The following is a 14,974-nucleotide window of genomic DNA, read 5'->3' on the forward strand; positions in this document are numbered from 1 at the left end:
CCAGACAGGAGTCAATAACTGATTATAATTACTATTTAATAAGAGTTGTTTATGAGTTAAGCGAGCGCAAAAACTGCATTTGGACAACGTTATCTGATGAATTGTTGCTGAACAGCATTCTTGCTCTTGCAACGGAAAGCGTTCGTGCAATAACAAACATTCCCTCGTTTACTGTTATTTTTGCAGCTTCATCAATAATCTCATAAGCTTCAACATCTGGCCATTTTGGAACATTGTTTATTTTTAAAACTTCTTCTACTTGAGACATATCATTAGGAGCTGGAATGCACTGTGACTGCATACGGCTCAGTAATTCATCAAGCTCTATTTCAATAGACTCAATTTTTCCAGAAGATAAATTGTCTGCCATTTTATATGATGCTACAGCAAGAGGGAAATTATCTTGCATCCACTCTGCGTAAGCAAGTCTGTAATATATAAAAGCAGCGTCTTCTCTATCAAAGCATACTGGTAATGCGTTTAGACACACTGCTTCTACAGAAGTCCAATCTTCTTTCTCCGTAAGCTGTGAAGCTAACTTGAGATGAGAAATAACATATGTTGGAGCGTATGAAACCATTGTGTTTAAGTGTTTTAGTGCATCCTCATGCCTGCTGAGTTGAGTTAGTAAGTCTGCTAACTCCATATGCGCGTAAAAAAGACCATCTGGTATAAGTATCATACGTTCATTTTGGGTTGCAAATATTCGATTGTATACAACTCGCTCTGCGTAGGAATTAAAGTATCTTGGTACAACATCGTTGAAGGAAAACATGGAATCGAAATGTTTTACTGCATTTTCGTATTCTTCGATGGCATTTTCCAAGTCTCCACTCATAAATTGCTCATGAGCATGAAGTCTCATATTATAAATATCTTTTGAAACTTTAAAAGATATTTCGGGTATTTCTTTTTCGTCTATTAAAGCGCTTGTTATAAGATTTGCTTTCTCATTTAATTCTGGATCGTCAATACTTTCCACAATATCCATTGCCATACGAGCTTTTTCTGCATTAGATATCATTACTTCTGACGATATGTGATGAAAATCCGCAACAGCCTGTTGTAATAAATCTTCTCTTTGAATTGAAAGACCTTTAGAGTTGGTAGTACCTAATGTTTTTTGAGATTTGATGTCAAAAATTACATCTGAAAACTCAGGTTCCTCCTGTGCTCCATGAGGAGAAAAACAACTATCTCTCAGATCAAAGCTTGGTTCAATCGGGTTTAATGCGCCTTCTTCATCTATTTTCATATTTGCGTTAAATTTTTTGTATGCGCCAAGAGGATTATTCAACCCATTTGCACGAATATGTTTTATAAAAGATTCACGATTGAATGTGACTGTCAATAAAGACTTTACAGTTGGGTATTTGCTAAAAGCATCCATAGGATTAGGTTCAATAGGATCTGATCCAATATCGTTCGTATTGCTATCACTAATCTCAGTATCACTGTAGCTATCACTAGAATTTATCGATTTGCTACTGGTGGCTTTATTACTACTATCAGGCACAGTCACTTCATCTTCGTGAAGAATAGTATGATTAGTGAAGTTTTGTAAATCTTGCACATTCGCTAGTCCGTTATTAACATCTCCATGAATATCTCCATCTTTAGGATCGCCTTTAGAACGAGCTGCCTCACGATTCATATTATTCAAAGCATTAATTGTTTGATTTAGGATTTTACTCATAGCATCATCTTGAGCAGCAACCATTTCTTCTAAGCCTATTGAATCTAATCTTATAGATACATTCTGTACTTCTTCACTTGTTCCAAATGCAAGGGTTGCCATGATTATTCCAAGTCGAAGATTGTAATCAGTTGTCATACGAGACTTATCTGCATTAGTTAAAGTAATCCATTTTTGGTTAGCAGAATCAAATCTTCTAGTCGGCATCATCGAACTGCCAGTTGCCATAAATGCTAATGCAACATTACCGTCTTCTAGATTAGAGCGAAAATCAGTATCAAACCTAAATGGTAAATAAAGACTTCTAATTAATCCAGATAATCTTTGCCTATAAGACCATTCGCAATTAGAAGATCCATCTGACTTGTAAATATAAAGGTCGTTAGATTTTTTTGCAGTATTCCACAAGTGCATTAATGGGCGAATATTGTCGTCTTGTAAAGGATTACCAAAACTATTCATATCCAATTCGCCGTTAGCACAAAACGCTGGATCTTCTATAAACGATAAATCTATTTCAGATATTTGACCAAAGTTTACAGAATTTTCCGTTAAATTACCGCCATTAGCGCAATTTTCTTCTAAACAACTACTAATGGACTGGAAACGGTTAATAGCACCTTCTATTCGCAATACTTTCAACGCAGCTTTTGCTTCTAAAGAATCATCCCATACTAGGAAATTAGCGTCTGAAACTTGCGACTTTTGCAAATGTAAGCGTTCTGCTCCATGAACAGCTTCAAGCGGACCACTATGTTCTAAAGCGCCAGAATCTAACATAAGATAAGCAAAATATTTTTCCATTGACGAAACACGCAAACCTGCTTTTTCCGCCACTTTTGAATCCATAATGCTTCTTCTAATAGCTCCAAGAGGGGCTTCCTTTGTAAGACGCCTAAAAATATTGCCAGATCCGAAACCGCTAAACGCTCTAGTTATATCTGGAATAAAGAACGATGCAAAGAAAGATGTTGAAATAGCATCGCAGTATGAAAGATTGCAACGGAGTCTGTCAGGAAGCAAAACTCTAGTTTCTTCAAGAGTATATGCTTCTTTTTTGTCATTAACTTTACGAATCCAAGATGATACCCATTGCATGCCTTCATCTTGTGATAGCTGAACAACTACATCTCCTCTTATAACAACTAAATCAGATTCACGATTATTTTTATTGATTGAATTTACTTTTTTACGCGCATGACTCGCATGAGTAATTTTCCTATCATCAACACCATAGAAACGTAACGAATCTTTAAGAGTCATAGAATTTTGTTCTACAAAAGATAACTCTGGTATTCTTTCCATCGTATCTTCAATAGAAATGTCATGTCCTGTATAAACACGACCTTCAAAATCTGCAACAGCAAGCTGACGAAAACGTTTGCAATCATCATTGAATAATCCAATAGCTATACCATGTTTTTTCCCAGAAAGTTTAATCCAACCTAACTTTACGTTTTTTGGCATCATTGGAAAATCTTTAAAAATATGCTTTTTAGAAAATATCCTAACTGGAATAGATTCTCTATTTTCCCACAATGTTTTAATGGTTTCCTGCACAATCTGCATACTATCATCTGCAATATCTGAGCGATTTTTTTCACTACTTTCGGCAGAATCTATTTTCTTGCTAGATTGCACTTCGTCTTGCATATTCCTCGTTCTTTCGTTTTAAAGCCAACTACTATTTTCGTAAAACCCGTAAAACTAAATATTTAAGTGATTTCCATACGTGTTGCATTTATTCTTACTCAAACATTTTAAGTATAGCTGATTATCGGTTCGAAAAACACAATTAGAAGTAGAATATGTTTTAACTCTTTTAGAACAAAATCAAATTATATTTCATTTCAATCTTGTTTTAATCTAACATGTGAATGCTTTAATTGCTTTTAAAGTTTAAAAATATAAATTTTATTAACTTCACTTATGCAAATTCACGCATGCACCAGAAATAATCTTAGCTAAACCGTCCATAATTTGATCCACTGGAGAAGCTGCTCTCCAGTTTAAATACAGCGAACGATATGGTTTTGGATCTTTAAACTCGCGAATTGTTAATCCTGATGGCTGAACAATTGGAGGAAGAATAGAAAGACGCGGAAGCAAAGTCACATCTTTACTTCCAACAACCATGTATCGTAAGGTTTCCAAAGACGTAGCATAAAATTCAGACTGTTTTGCACCAACTTTTTGACATACATCTATCATGCTTCTACGCATGCAATGACCATCTTCTAAAAGTAGCACTTTTTGGCTAGACAATTGCGAAACATCAATCGGAGTTTTTTCATGACCAAACTGCGAATTTGTAGAAGCAGCCAATAAAAAGTCCTCGTCAAAAATATGTTTTACTTTCAAAGAAGATTCATTTAATTGCTCGCTTAATATTGCGCCATCAATCTGACCACTATGCAACATTTCTACAAGGCTAGCAGACTTTTCTTCAACAAATCGAATATTAAAATTCGGCTTAACTTTACGCAAAACTGGCATTATTCTTGGCAAAAGATAAGGGCATAATGTTGGAAAAACGCCTAAAACTATAGTAGATGACCATGGGTCTTCTAATCGCCTTGCTGCTTGATAAATACTTGAAACGTCGGCATGAATACGCTTTGCATAATACACGACTTCTCTGCCTGCTGGAGTTAGAATTTGCTTTCCAGGAGTTCTTTCAATAAGACAAACTCCAAGCAAATCTTCTAACTTTTTAATTTGCGTAGACAACGTTGGTTGAGAAACGTGCATACGTTCAGCTGCTTTTGTAAAACTTTCCTCTTTTGCAAAAGCAATTAAGTATTCAAGTGATTTAATGTTCACGTAATCATCTTTCTTATTAAAAGTAGTAAGAATATAATATATATAAATTTTAAGTATCAAAAGCTTATGCGTTAAAAGTTAATCTAGTTTTACACATTTCTAATTAGATAGTCGAATGCACTAAGAGCCGCGTTTGCTCCAGATCCATATGCTGTAACAATTTGCTTATAAGGCTCATCTGTGCAATCGCCAGCAGCAAAAATGCCATGAACACTCGTGCACCCTTTTCTATCTGTTACTATTTCCGAACGATTATTTAAGCTTAGTTTGTTTGAAATCCATTTAGTATTTGGCATTAAACCAATTTGAACAAACACGCCGTCTGTGTGCAAAATTTTCTCACTATTTTCACCATTATTAGCATTGCGATCTTTATAACGTACTGCAATAACCTTTGTTCCGTCTCCTTCTATAGAACTAAGAGCAGCACCTGTTATTACAGTAGTATTAGAAAGATTATTTAGAGCATTAACTAATATTTGATCTGCTTTAAGCGTGTTCATATACTCGATTAGAGTAACGTGATTTGCAACACCTGCTAAGTCTATTGCAGCTTCGACTCCAGAATTTCCTCCGCCAACAACTACAACATTCTTATTTTTAAATAATGGACCATCGCAATGCGGGCAGAACGACACTCCCTTGTTTCTATATTCGTCTTCCCCAGGAATGCCAAGTGTTCTCCATGTAGCGCCTGTTGCAATAATCACTGCTTTAGCTTTTAAGCTTCCGCCAGATTTAGTACTAATTGTGTGCAATCCGTAAGATTCTTCAGCAATATCTAAAGATGTAGCCCAATCGGGAGTAAATACGTCAATGTCATATTGAGCAATGTGGTTTGTTAAATCGTTAGCAAGCTTTGCGCCTGTTGTGTGCGTTTGCGAAATATGATTTTCAATGCTTTCTGTTTCAACAACTTGACCGCCTCTGTGGTCCATAATCATTGCTGTTTTAAGGCCTTTTCTAGCTGTGTAAATCGCTGCGGCGCTTGCAGCAGGGCCTCCACCTACAAGAATAACGTCGTACGGATTTTTGGCGTTCATTTTTTGCGCTAGTGAAGAATCGCCAGAAACCTTAGAATTGCTTGAATCGCTATTTTCCTCTTGACTTAAAAGAATCGCAACTAATTCGTCTATAGATGATCTTCCAGAAGAAATCATTTTTCCGTTTTCAAAAACTGCAGGAACACTCATTACGCCAAGAGAATCTACCTCGTCTTTAAAAGCGCTCCCTTCTACAGCAATATGTTTTACTTTAGGATTAATAATCGAAATTGTATTAAGCGATTGAACAACCTCTGGGCAATTAATGCAAGTAACAGACATGTATGTTGTAACTTCATGACTTCCAATGCTCAAAATTGCTTTGCGCTGACCATCGCTTATTTTGGGAGCGTAACCGCTTACTTGCAAAATCGCTAAAACTAAAGAGCTAAACTCGTGTCCAAGAGGTAAACCAGCAAAGCTTACAGACACATTAGTTTGTGGATTAAGTACTGCGAAACTTGGTTTGCGATTTACGCGACTTTTATCACCTTCTATAACAGTGATTTTGCTGCTTTGATCTGCTACTTCATTTAAAAGCTCAATAACTTTTTGAGAATTTTTACTACTATCAACATATGCAACAAGATTAATAGGATTAACCATTTTTGTTAGTAATCCAGCAAGTTGAGTAGTTAAGTTTGAATCCAATAAAGACATTATTTTCACTTTCTATTCTTAAGTAGCAGATCTTTAGCAGTAAATTAATTATTAGAAAATCAGACTTTTAAAAAATCAGATTTTCCCAACCAAGTCAATAGATGGAGCAAGTGTTTCTTCTCCCTGCTCCCACTTTGCTGGACATACTTCTCCTGGATGGGCTGCAATAAATTGAGCAGCTTTAACTTTGCGAAGCATCTCATCTGCATTTCTGCCGATTCCATCTGCTGTCATCTCGTAGAATTGAATATTTCCTTGAGGATCAACCAAGAATGTTGCACGGTGAGCTAAACCAGATTCCTCATTCAAAGCATTAAAGTTTTTAGAGAGCGCGCCGTTTGGATCTCCAAGCATTGTGTATTTTACTTTTGCAATAGCTTTAGAGTCATCGTGCCAAGCTTTGTGAACAAAATGAGTGTCTGTTGAAACAGAATAAACTTCTACGCCTAATTTTTGAAGATCTTCGTAGTGATTTGCAAGATCTTCAAGCTCTGTTGGGCACACAAACGAAAAGTCTGCTGGATAGAAGAAGAATATAGCCCACTTTCCAAGAACATCATTATCGCTTACTTCTACAAATTCCCCATTCTTATATCCGTTTACTTTAAACGGAAGAATATGCGTACCAATAAGGCTCATAACAACTCCAATCTTTAATTGTTTATTTAAAAAATTTTCATTTCTTGCAATTAGCAATATTTTGACCTATTTGCTAAATCTAATTATTTAGAATCAGAATTCAGCATTAAAATCATGATAGATTATTTATATCAAAAAGACTATATGTATAGACAACATCTATAGCGCTAGATGTCGTATATCAATAACTCTTTAATAAATTTATATTTTCATAAAACAAATATGACTAAAACAAACTAAAAAAAAATATAACAAAAGCAGAAGAAAAAAAAATGGAGCGGACAACGGGACTCGAACCCGCGGTCTCAACCTTGGCAAGGTTGCGCTTTACCAACTAAGCTATGTCCGCAAACAAAATGTCATAATAGCCTGATTTCTTTATAAATGCAAGTTATGAGTAAAAATAAAAATTTATAGTGATTTTTCTGCAATATACATGCAATTTTACGGAGTGTTGAATAAAAGAAAAATATTGATTACGATAATTATTATCATTAAGCCATAAATTTTTATAAAATTTTTCTTAAAATGTGATTTTTATCATGAAAAATCGTAAAAATAATGTAGAATAAAAGATAGCTTTTACCAAACAGGTAAAAGAAACCAAAAAGGTAATGTTTTTCAAAGATGAAGCATAGAACAAGGAGGTTTCTATGAAGGCTATTGTTGCAACCAAAGATAAGAAGGCTCAGGTTGTAGAGAAGGAACTCCGCCCATTGGAATTTGGTGAGGCCTTACTCGATATGGAGTGCTGCGGCGTATGCCACACCGATCTTCACGTTAAGAACCAAGATTTTGGCGATAAAACAGGCGTTGTTCTTGGACACGAAGGTATTGGCATTGTTAAGGAAGTTGGCCCTGGTGTTACAACATTAAAGCCAGGCGACCGTGCATCTGTAGCATGGTTCTTCAAGGGTTGCGGACATTGCGAATATTGCACCACAGGCAGAGAAACACTTTGCCGTAGCGTTTTGAACGCAGGATACACTGCCGATGGTGGCATGTCTCAAGAGTGCATCGTCGCAGCAGACTACGCAGTAAAGGTCCCAGAAGGCTTGGATCCAGCTCCTGCAAGCTCCATCACTTGCGCTGGCGTTACAACCTACAAGGCTATTAAGGAATCTGGCGTACATCCAGGCGAATGGCTTATTTTATTCGGTCTTGGCGGTCTTGGTAATCTTGCGTTGCAATATGCAAAGAACGTATTTGGTGCGCACGTAATCGCAGTAGATGTTAACGATGCTCAGCTTGAATTTGCTAAGGAATATGGCGCAGATTTGTGCGTGAACCCACTTAAGGAAAATGTTCCTGAATTTGCTATGAAGAAGGTAGGCGGCGCTCATGGCGCTGTCGTAACCGCTGTAAGCAAGGCTGCTTTTAACAGCGCAGTTGACTCTGTGCGAGCAGGCGGCACTGTTGCAGCTGTTGGTCTTCCACCAGAAGAAATGGAACTTAGCATTCCTCGCCTTGTTCTTGACGGAATCCGCTTGGTTGGTTCTCTTGTTGGAACTCGTAAGGATTTGGAAGAAGCGTTCCAGTTTGGTGCTGAAGGCAAGGTTCTTCCACAGTGCCATATGCGCAAGATGGAAGACATTAACGACATCTTCGACGAGATGCTCAGCGGTAAGATTCGCGGTCGAATGGTAATCGACCTCTCCCACTGAAAAAGAGATAAAATAAAAAAAAACTAAAAGCCACTTAGCAAATGCTAGGTGGCTTTTAGTTTATGTTTTAAGATGTTTTAAGACTTAATTTTTGTACACTATTTCAACGGAGGCATTGGCTTCCAATTAGGATCATGCAAAATTTTTCTGCTTGCAATCCAACCAGTAAAAAGCTTTTTAACACCACTTAAAATATGCTCACGATCTACAGCAACAAGCCTAATAAACTCTTTTGCAGCAGTTAATGCTGTTCCAAGAGCAAACATAAATGGTCGATAATCGCCATGAATCATAAAGTATCGCGCCATAAAACCACGATTTCGCATAATATGGTAACGATTCATGTCAGAAGTAGAATTTAGTTGACGAACGCCAGCAATATCCCAATTAGGAATATTACGAGTTCTACGAAGAATAACATCTTTTACAACAATCGGATTCGTAACTTTGCTAGCAAGGTATCCGTAAGTTGTGTCATCCCAATAAATAAAATAATGCGGATCTGGCAAACCGATTTTCTCTACAATATTGCGCTTAAATAATCCGCCTTCAAAGCACATAGTGTTCATAACGCGATACCCAGATGGTCCAAATGCTGCTGGAGCAATTGGGTTAGGGATTCCAAGAGAAACAATAAATTTATATTGCCAATAAAAATCGCCACCGTCGTAGTCTAAACGGCTGCCTTGAATCACATCGTGGCTTTTAGTCCACTTTGAAAGACGTTCAATAGATTCTGGAACAGTTTCAACATCATCGTCCATAACCCAGAACCACTGCGCGCCAAGTTCATACGCTTTTTTAACACCAGCACTAAAACCGCCAGCTCCCCCAAGATTGCTGCTTTGAGGCGCGTAAACAACGCGGCTTGAATCGCCAGAATCATCCACGCTAGCAGAACCCCAGCGACGTGTAAGAACATCACCTAAATCTTGCACCATATCACGAGTTTTTTCACTCTTCTCATTGTCTACAACAACAATCCTCCATGGGCATTGATTTAATCGCTCAAAAGATTTAAACAGATTTTCAAGCAACTCCTGACGCTTATAAGTAACTACAACAACAGCAAGCTTATCAATAGTATTATCATTTATAACTTCGCTCATATTTTTAATATTACACTTAGCATTGCCATCAATATTATTAATAAAATTCAAATTTTTTAGTACAAACTTCATTTTCGGATAAATGTTCTTAGCATAAGATAAAAATAAAGTGTAGTTTCAGGGAAGGTGAAAATCCTTACTGGCGGTAACGAGGTAATTCTTGGATTAGTGAATTTTCTCGAAGCCCGCGAGCGGCATTGCGCTGCTGATTCGGTTAAAATCCGAAGCCAACGGTTAAAGTCCGGATGAAAGAAACGGAGGCTCTAATGAGCATTTCACGCGAAAATAATCATAAAACTAGCAATAACACAGCAAATAATCACGCAACTTACTCTGGCACAAACTATTGGTCAAGCGAAAAAATTGCTAAATACGCGCTATTCGTTGCGCTCTCTATTGCTGTAAGCTTTATAGAATTTCCACTTATTCCAGACCTAAACTACCTTAAATATGATCCTTCGGGAATTGTGTGTTTAATTGCAGGATTTGCATACGGACCATTCGCCGCTGCAATCGTAAGCGTGCTAGGATTTGCTCCACACTTCTTTACTAACCCGTTTGGCGCAATAATGGCAATATTGGTTTCAATGGGCGCTTCTGTTAGCGCTGCAATCGTCTACAAAAAAATTAGAACCAAAGAAGGCGCTATTATTTCGCTTATAGTTGGATCTGTAGTTGCGATTGCTCTTGCAATAGTCGGAAATCTTATTATTACGCCGCTTTATGCGCATATGAGCGTTGAACAAGTTGCCGCTCTTATAGTTCCAGCTCTGCTACCGTTTAACGTGATTAAGCTTGCGATTCATTGCGTAATAACTATGCTTGTTTATAAGCCTGTTTCAAAACTTCTTAACTACAACAAGTAGCAAACAAATAGCATTAGCCAAAATAGCATTAGTCAATTAAGTAAAAAGCAAGCTGATTATGCAAAGCAATAAAGTTATTCAATATAAAACAAGTTGCAAAGTCGAAAAAAGCAATACGGATTATTTTGCTAAAAAAGATAATGCTGTTTCTTTGCAAAAAGTTCGCTTTAGCTACGATGGCGGAAAAACTTGGATTCTAGACGGAATAGATCTTGAAATTGCATATGGTCAAAGAATCGCAATAATAGGCAAAAATGGTAGCGGAAAATCTACGCTATCTAAAATTATTGCAGGACTTTCTTCCCCAGATTCTGGAATTGTTACGCTATGCGGAATAAAAGTTTTTGAAGCAAACAATGTTGATTCAAAAGCTTACCAAAAAGCACGAGAATCTATTGGAGCATTGTTTCAAAGCCCAGAAGACCAAATCGTTACAACAGTTGTAGAAGACGATGTTGCTTTTGGGCTTGAAAACTTGTGCGCTTCTAAAGAATTTATGAAGCAAAATATAAGCAATGCTTTACGCGCTGTAAACATGGAAAATCACCGTTTTAGCGACCCGAGCAATATGAGTGGAGGTCAGCAGCAGCGCGTTGCTATTGCATCGTCGATTGCTACAAAATCAAAACTTCTTGTATTAGATGAGCCTACAAGCATGCTTGATTCTTGCGCAAAAGAAGATGTAAATAAGCTTTTTAACAAATTGCAAACGAGCGGCACAACAATCGTACAAGTTACGCATAAGATTAGCGAATGCAAAAATGCGGATCGAATATTGATGCTAGAAAATGGAAAATTGCGTGATGTAAGTTTATTGGAATTAGATGAATTTTTCACGGAAAAATCGCCAGCTGTTATTGAATCAAAAAGCATGACGGAAAATGCAAAAAAATCAAATACGGCAATTGAAATATCTAATTTAAATGTGAGCTATACAAATAGTCAAAGTCCAATAATAAGAGACTATTCTCTAAGCGTAAAATCAGGCGAAATCGTTGCAATAATGGGAAAAAACGGGTGTGGAAAATCAACGCTCGCAAAAGCAATATGCGCACTTATTAAATACGATTCTGGCTCCATTTGCGTAAACGGAATAAAAATTAGCGAAAAAACAAGCAAATCGCAAATGCGAGAAATTCGCAAAAACATTGGTTACGTTATGCAATTGCCAGAACAGCAACTTTTTGCACAAACTGTTTTTGAAGACGTAGCATACGGGCCAAAAAACTTTGGATTAGAAGGACGTGAATTACATTCCAGAGTATTGAACGCACTAAAATCATTGCATATTGAACACTTAGCACAAAAATCCCCATTCGAACTTTCTGGCGGACAGCAACGACTAGCAGCAATCGCAGGTGTTTTAGCTTGCAATCCAAAAATTTTGGTTTTAGACGAGCCTACAGCAGGATTAGATTTTGAGTATGCAAAAATCGTATTAAAAATTTTAAGCGATTTACACAATAAAGGCATAACAATTATTGTTATTACTCACGATCTAAACGAAGCAAAATCGCTTGGAGCGCGCATTGTTACGTTAGAATCGCGCAAAAAGAAGGAGATTCAAGAACACGCGCAAGACGAAAAGCTTGAAAATGCTAGCGAGAATGTTAACGAAAAGAAAAACGAAATCAAAAACAAGTCATTGCTAAGCTTATTCAATACGCGAATCATACTAATATCATGCTTAATTCTTATGTTTAGCGCGTTTAGTATTACAAACTTCTATCAACTAGGAATTCTTGCACTATCAACGCTTGCTCTAATATTTCTCGCTAGAATATCACCTATAAAATTATTGTTGTCATTGCATATGTTTATTGCAATATTCGTATTTTCTGGAATGTTTAATCTTCTAGTTGTGAATTCTGGAAGAGAAATTTTTAAAATTGGACCGCTATTAATAACAGATGATGGAATAAAGTTTGCAATACTTTTCGCTTCAAGATTTTCGCTTGTTATACTAATCGGATCAATAATTGTACTAACAATAAGCCAAACGCAGTTGACTGAAGCGTGCGCGTCTATTATTTCGCCTCTTAGAATCATAGGATTGCCAAGTCAAGAAATTGCTCTTATTATGAGCCTTGCTTTGCGCTTTTTGCCGACTCTTTCAAAAGAAGCAGAATCTGTAGCTTTAGCTCAAATCGCAAGAGGCGGAAACATAAAAGACGGGTCTATAAAAAAGCGATTGCAAGCTATAACATCACTTATAGTTCCAGGATTTGCAAGCGTTATTCGGCACGCAAACACACTGGGACTTGCACTAGATTCTAGATGCTACGTTCCTGGTGCAAATCGCACGCACTTACATGCAGAGAAAATTCGCATAAAAGACTTTGCGCTTTTAAGTGTTACATTAGCTATTGTGTGCGGAATAATTTTTGCTGGAATATTTGTATAACTGATAACTGTAATATTTGCATATTGAGCGTATTAATCGTATTGAACGCGGATTCTTACGGTTAATGTATAATCCGATAGGCATTGAAAATTTAAGCGTTACAAGTAGATAATCAATAGTCGATAGTTGGTTGTCGATAATGGTTGTTGATAATTGCGTTTAACAATATAGCGTTTTGACGTTTTAATGTTTTGAAAATTGACGTTTTAGCGTTTTACGCATGTTAAACGCGATTTGGAAGGAAAATAATGGCATTAACTAAAAAGCAAATTAAGCAATTGCGCGCGCTCGCTAACACTTTAAGCCCATTGCTTTACGTTGGAAAAAACGATATTAGCGACGCTGCTGTTAAGCAAGCAGACGAAACAATGCAATCGCACGAGCTTATGAAGTGTGCTGTGCAAGATGGTTCTGGCTTAAGTGCTAAAGAAGCTGCGCAGGAACTCGCAGAACATCTTGGTGCAGAAGTCGTGCAAGTAATTGGCAACCGTTTTGTGTTATTCCGCGTTTCAAATCGCGAAGATATTGACCACATTATGCTTGTTCGTGAATAAAACTATCTTAAAAAAAAATAGTAATACTGTATTAAAGGCTTCTTAGAATTCTAAGAAGCCTTTTAATTATTGACTTTAGTTATTGTCAGCAGATTTGTGGAGAATATTGCGGATTTGAGATAAACGTTGCGAAATATCATGCTCGTAGCCGCGATTATTTGGGTGATAATATTCGCGACCAACTAGCTCATCTGGCATATATTGCTGAGATGCAACAGCACCCGGATAATCGTGAGCATACTTGTACCCATCATGATTGCCCCAACTTTTCATCAAAGCAGTTGGCGCGTTACGCAAATGAAGAGGCACTTGACCGATATTCCCAGTATCAACATCTTGCAAAGCCTTATTAATAGCGTTGTAGCTTGCGTTTGATTTTGGAGCAGTTGCTACAGCAATCACAGCTTCCGAAAGAATAATGCGCGCTTCTGGCATTCCGATTAAAGCAACTGCTTGAGCTGCAGCAACAGTTACTTGTAAAATTTGCGGCGCTGCCATACCAACTTCTTCGGCAGCAGCAATCATAATTCGCCTTGCAATAAAACGCGGGTCTTCACCAGCTCTAAGCATTCGCGCTAAATAATGCAAAGAAGCGTCAACATCACTTCCGCGCATTGATTTAATAAAAGCAGAAATAACATCGTAATGGTCATCGCCATCTTTGTCATAGCGAACTGTAGTAGTATCCATTACGTTAGAAACTATATCAGCAGTAATTACAGGCTTATTTTTACCATGCTGCAACGCAACATCTCCTGTTACAGCTCCTGCTGCCGCTTCTAGAATAGTAAGAGTTTTGCGAGCATCTCCCCCACTTAAACGAATAATTGAATCTATTGCGTCTTCGTCGATTTTAAGCTGATTATTAAGACCATTTTCGCTAGAAATTGCGCGTTCTATCAGAGTGTGCAAATCTTCAACACTAAGAGACTCAAGTTTAACAACTACTGATCTGCTAAGTAGTGGCTTAATGATTGAAAAACTTGGATTTTCGGTAGTAGCTCCAATAAAAGTTACATCGCGATTTTCTACGCTTGGAAGCAAAGCATCTTGCTGTGATTTAGAAAAACGATGAACTTCGTCAATAAACAGAACTGTTTCTTGACCTTTACTAACTAAACGCTCATGCGCTCGATCTAACACAGCTCGAACATCTTTAACTCCAGAAGTTACAGCAGAAAGCTCTTCAAACACGCGACCAGACTGTCTAGCCACAATATAAGCAAGCGTAGTTTTACCAACTCCTGGAGGTCCAAACAACACAACAGAACTTGGAGCAGTAAGAGAACCTTTAGATTGTGGATTTGCAAGCCTGCGCAAAGGCGAACCTTCTTTTAGCGCATGCGACTGCCCCAACACATCTTCAATACTGCTTGGGCGCATACGCACTGCCAACGGACGCGTAACATCGCTAGGTGCACTACTTGCGGAAAATAAATCTTTCTCCATGAATACCAGCTTACACTACATATAGAACAAACGTTCGATTGCATTCTGCATTCTGTGTTTTACCTTC

10 protein-coding genes, 1 tRNA gene and 1 riboswitch are annotated in these 14,974 nt (G+C 37.5%); of the genes, 4 read left to right on the forward strand and 7 right to left on the reverse strand.

The window, feature by feature from the left end:
- Positions 1-49: 49 nt before the first annotated feature.
- From HXT60_RS03235 to HXT60_RS03255, 5 genes are all read right to left on the reverse strand, one after another.
- Positions 50-3,349 (reverse strand): tetratricopeptide repeat protein, encoded by a 3,300-nt coding sequence (locus tag HXT60_RS03235; RefSeq protein ID WP_285089113.1) that lies wholly within the window; start codon positions 3,347-3,349, stop codon positions 50-52.
- 270 nt (positions 3,350-3,619) lie between these two features.
- Positions 3,620-4,519, reverse strand: coding sequence for a LysR substrate-binding domain-containing protein (locus tag HXT60_RS03240; protein WP_004115065.1), 900 nt, complete (start codon positions 4,517-4,519; stop codon positions 3,620-3,622).
- An 89-nt stretch (positions 4,520-4,608) separates the two neighbouring features.
- Entirely contained in the window at positions 4,609-6,222 is a 1,614-nt protein-coding gene (gene ahpF, locus HXT60_RS03245) for an alkyl hydroperoxide reductase subunit F (protein WP_004117820.1), read from the reverse strand.
- 75 nt (positions 6,223-6,297) lie between these two features.
- A complete protein-coding gene (gene ahpC, locus HXT60_RS03250) occupies positions 6,298-6,861 on the reverse strand; it encodes an alkyl hydroperoxide reductase subunit C (protein WP_004115062.1) in 564 nt (187 codons plus the stop codon).
- Between the two features lie 273 nt (positions 6,862-7,134).
- Positions 7,135-7,210: transfer RNA gene (locus HXT60_RS03255), tRNA-Gly, on the reverse strand.
- A 304-nt stretch (positions 7,211-7,514) separates the two neighbouring features.
- On the opposite strand from HXT60_RS03255, the gene adhP reads away from it, so the two are divergent.
- Positions 7,515-8,525 carry an alcohol dehydrogenase AdhP gene (gene adhP / locus HXT60_RS03260; protein WP_004111567.1) on the forward strand — a complete coding sequence of 337 codons (1,011 nt, stop codon included), beginning with the start codon at positions 7,515-7,517 and terminating at the stop codon, positions 8,523-8,525.
- Between the two features lie 98 nt (positions 8,526-8,623).
- Here adhP and HXT60_RS03265 read toward each other — a convergent pair whose 3' ends face one another.
- Entirely contained in the window at positions 8,624-9,634 is a 1,011-nt protein-coding gene (locus HXT60_RS03265; protein ID WP_004117817.1) for a glycosyltransferase, read from the reverse strand.
- 109 nt (positions 9,635-9,743) lie between these two features.
- Positions 9,744-9,895, forward strand: a riboswitch (FMN riboswitch).
- Between the two features lie 5 nt (positions 9,896-9,900).
- On the opposite strand from HXT60_RS03265, the gene HXT60_RS03270 reads away from it, so the two are divergent.
- From HXT60_RS03270 to HXT60_RS03280, 3 genes are all read left to right on the forward strand, one after another.
- Complete coding sequence (locus tag HXT60_RS03270; RefSeq protein ID WP_421791396.1) at positions 9,901-10,500, forward strand: ECF transporter S component; 600 nt, start codon at positions 9,901-9,903, stop codon at positions 10,498-10,500.
- 58 nt (positions 10,501-10,558) lie between these two features.
- The gene (locus HXT60_RS03275; RefSeq protein WP_048729801.1) at positions 10,559-12,904 is read left to right on the forward strand and encodes an energy-coupling factor transporter ATPase; all 2,346 of its coding nucleotides are present in this window, start codon (positions 10,559-10,561) and stop codon (positions 12,902-12,904) included.
- A gap of 248 nt (positions 12,905-13,152) precedes the next feature.
- Entirely contained in the window at positions 13,153-13,458 is a 306-nt protein-coding gene (locus HXT60_RS03280; RefSeq protein WP_004117809.1) for a YhbY family RNA-binding protein, read from the forward strand.
- A 75-nt stretch (positions 13,459-13,533) separates the two neighbouring features.
- On the opposite strand, the gene HXT60_RS03285 is transcribed toward HXT60_RS03280, so the two are convergent.
- Positions 13,534-14,907, reverse strand: a complete 1,374-nt coding sequence (locus HXT60_RS03285; RefSeq protein ID WP_101886475.1) for a replication-associated recombination protein A — start codon at positions 14,905-14,907, stop codon at positions 13,534-13,536.
- Positions 14,908-14,974: the final 67 nt, after the last annotated feature.

This window comes from Gardnerella sp. KA01002 (assembly GCF_049244015.1).
Taxonomy (GTDB): Bacteria; Actinomycetota; Actinomycetes; order Actinomycetales; family Bifidobacteriaceae; genus Bifidobacterium; species Bifidobacterium vaginale.

What these genes read in the sequence shown, in the direction of transcription:
- HXT60_RS03235 (WP_285089113.1), bottom strand. Translation starts at nt 3,349, where the DNA reads ATGCAAGACGAAGTGCAATCTAGCAAGAAAATAGATTCTGCCGAAAGT.
- ahpC (WP_004115062.1), bottom strand. Translation starts at nt 6,861, where the DNA reads ATGAGCCTTATTGGTACGCATATTCTTCCGTTTAAAGTAAACGGATAT.
- adhP (WP_004111567.1), top strand. Translation starts at nt 7,515, where the DNA reads ATGAAGGCTATTGTTGCAACCAAAGATAAGAAGGCTCAGGTTGTAGAG.
- HXT60_RS03280 (WP_004117809.1), top strand. Translation starts at nt 13,153, where the DNA reads ATGGCATTAACTAAAAAGCAAATTAAGCAATTGCGCGCGCTCGCTAAC.
- HXT60_RS03285 (WP_101886475.1), bottom strand. Translation starts at nt 14,907, where the DNA reads ATGGAGAAAGATTTATTTTCCGCAAGTAGTGCACCTAGCGATGTTACG.
- HXT60_RS03270 (WP_421791396.1), top strand. Translation starts at nt 9,901, where the DNA reads ATGAGCATTTCACGCGAAAATAATCATAAAACTAGCAATAACACAGCA.
- HXT60_RS03275 (WP_048729801.1), top strand. Translation starts at nt 10,559, where the DNA reads ATGCAAAGCAATAAAGTTATTCAATATAAAACAAGTTGCAAAGTCGAA.
- ahpF (WP_004117820.1), bottom strand. Translation starts at nt 6,222, where the DNA reads ATGTCTTTATTGGATTCAAACTTAACTACTCAACTTGCTGGATTACTA.
- HXT60_RS03265 (WP_004117817.1), bottom strand. Translation starts at nt 9,634, where the DNA reads ATGAGCGAAGTTATAAATGATAATACTATTGATAAGCTTGCTGTTGTT.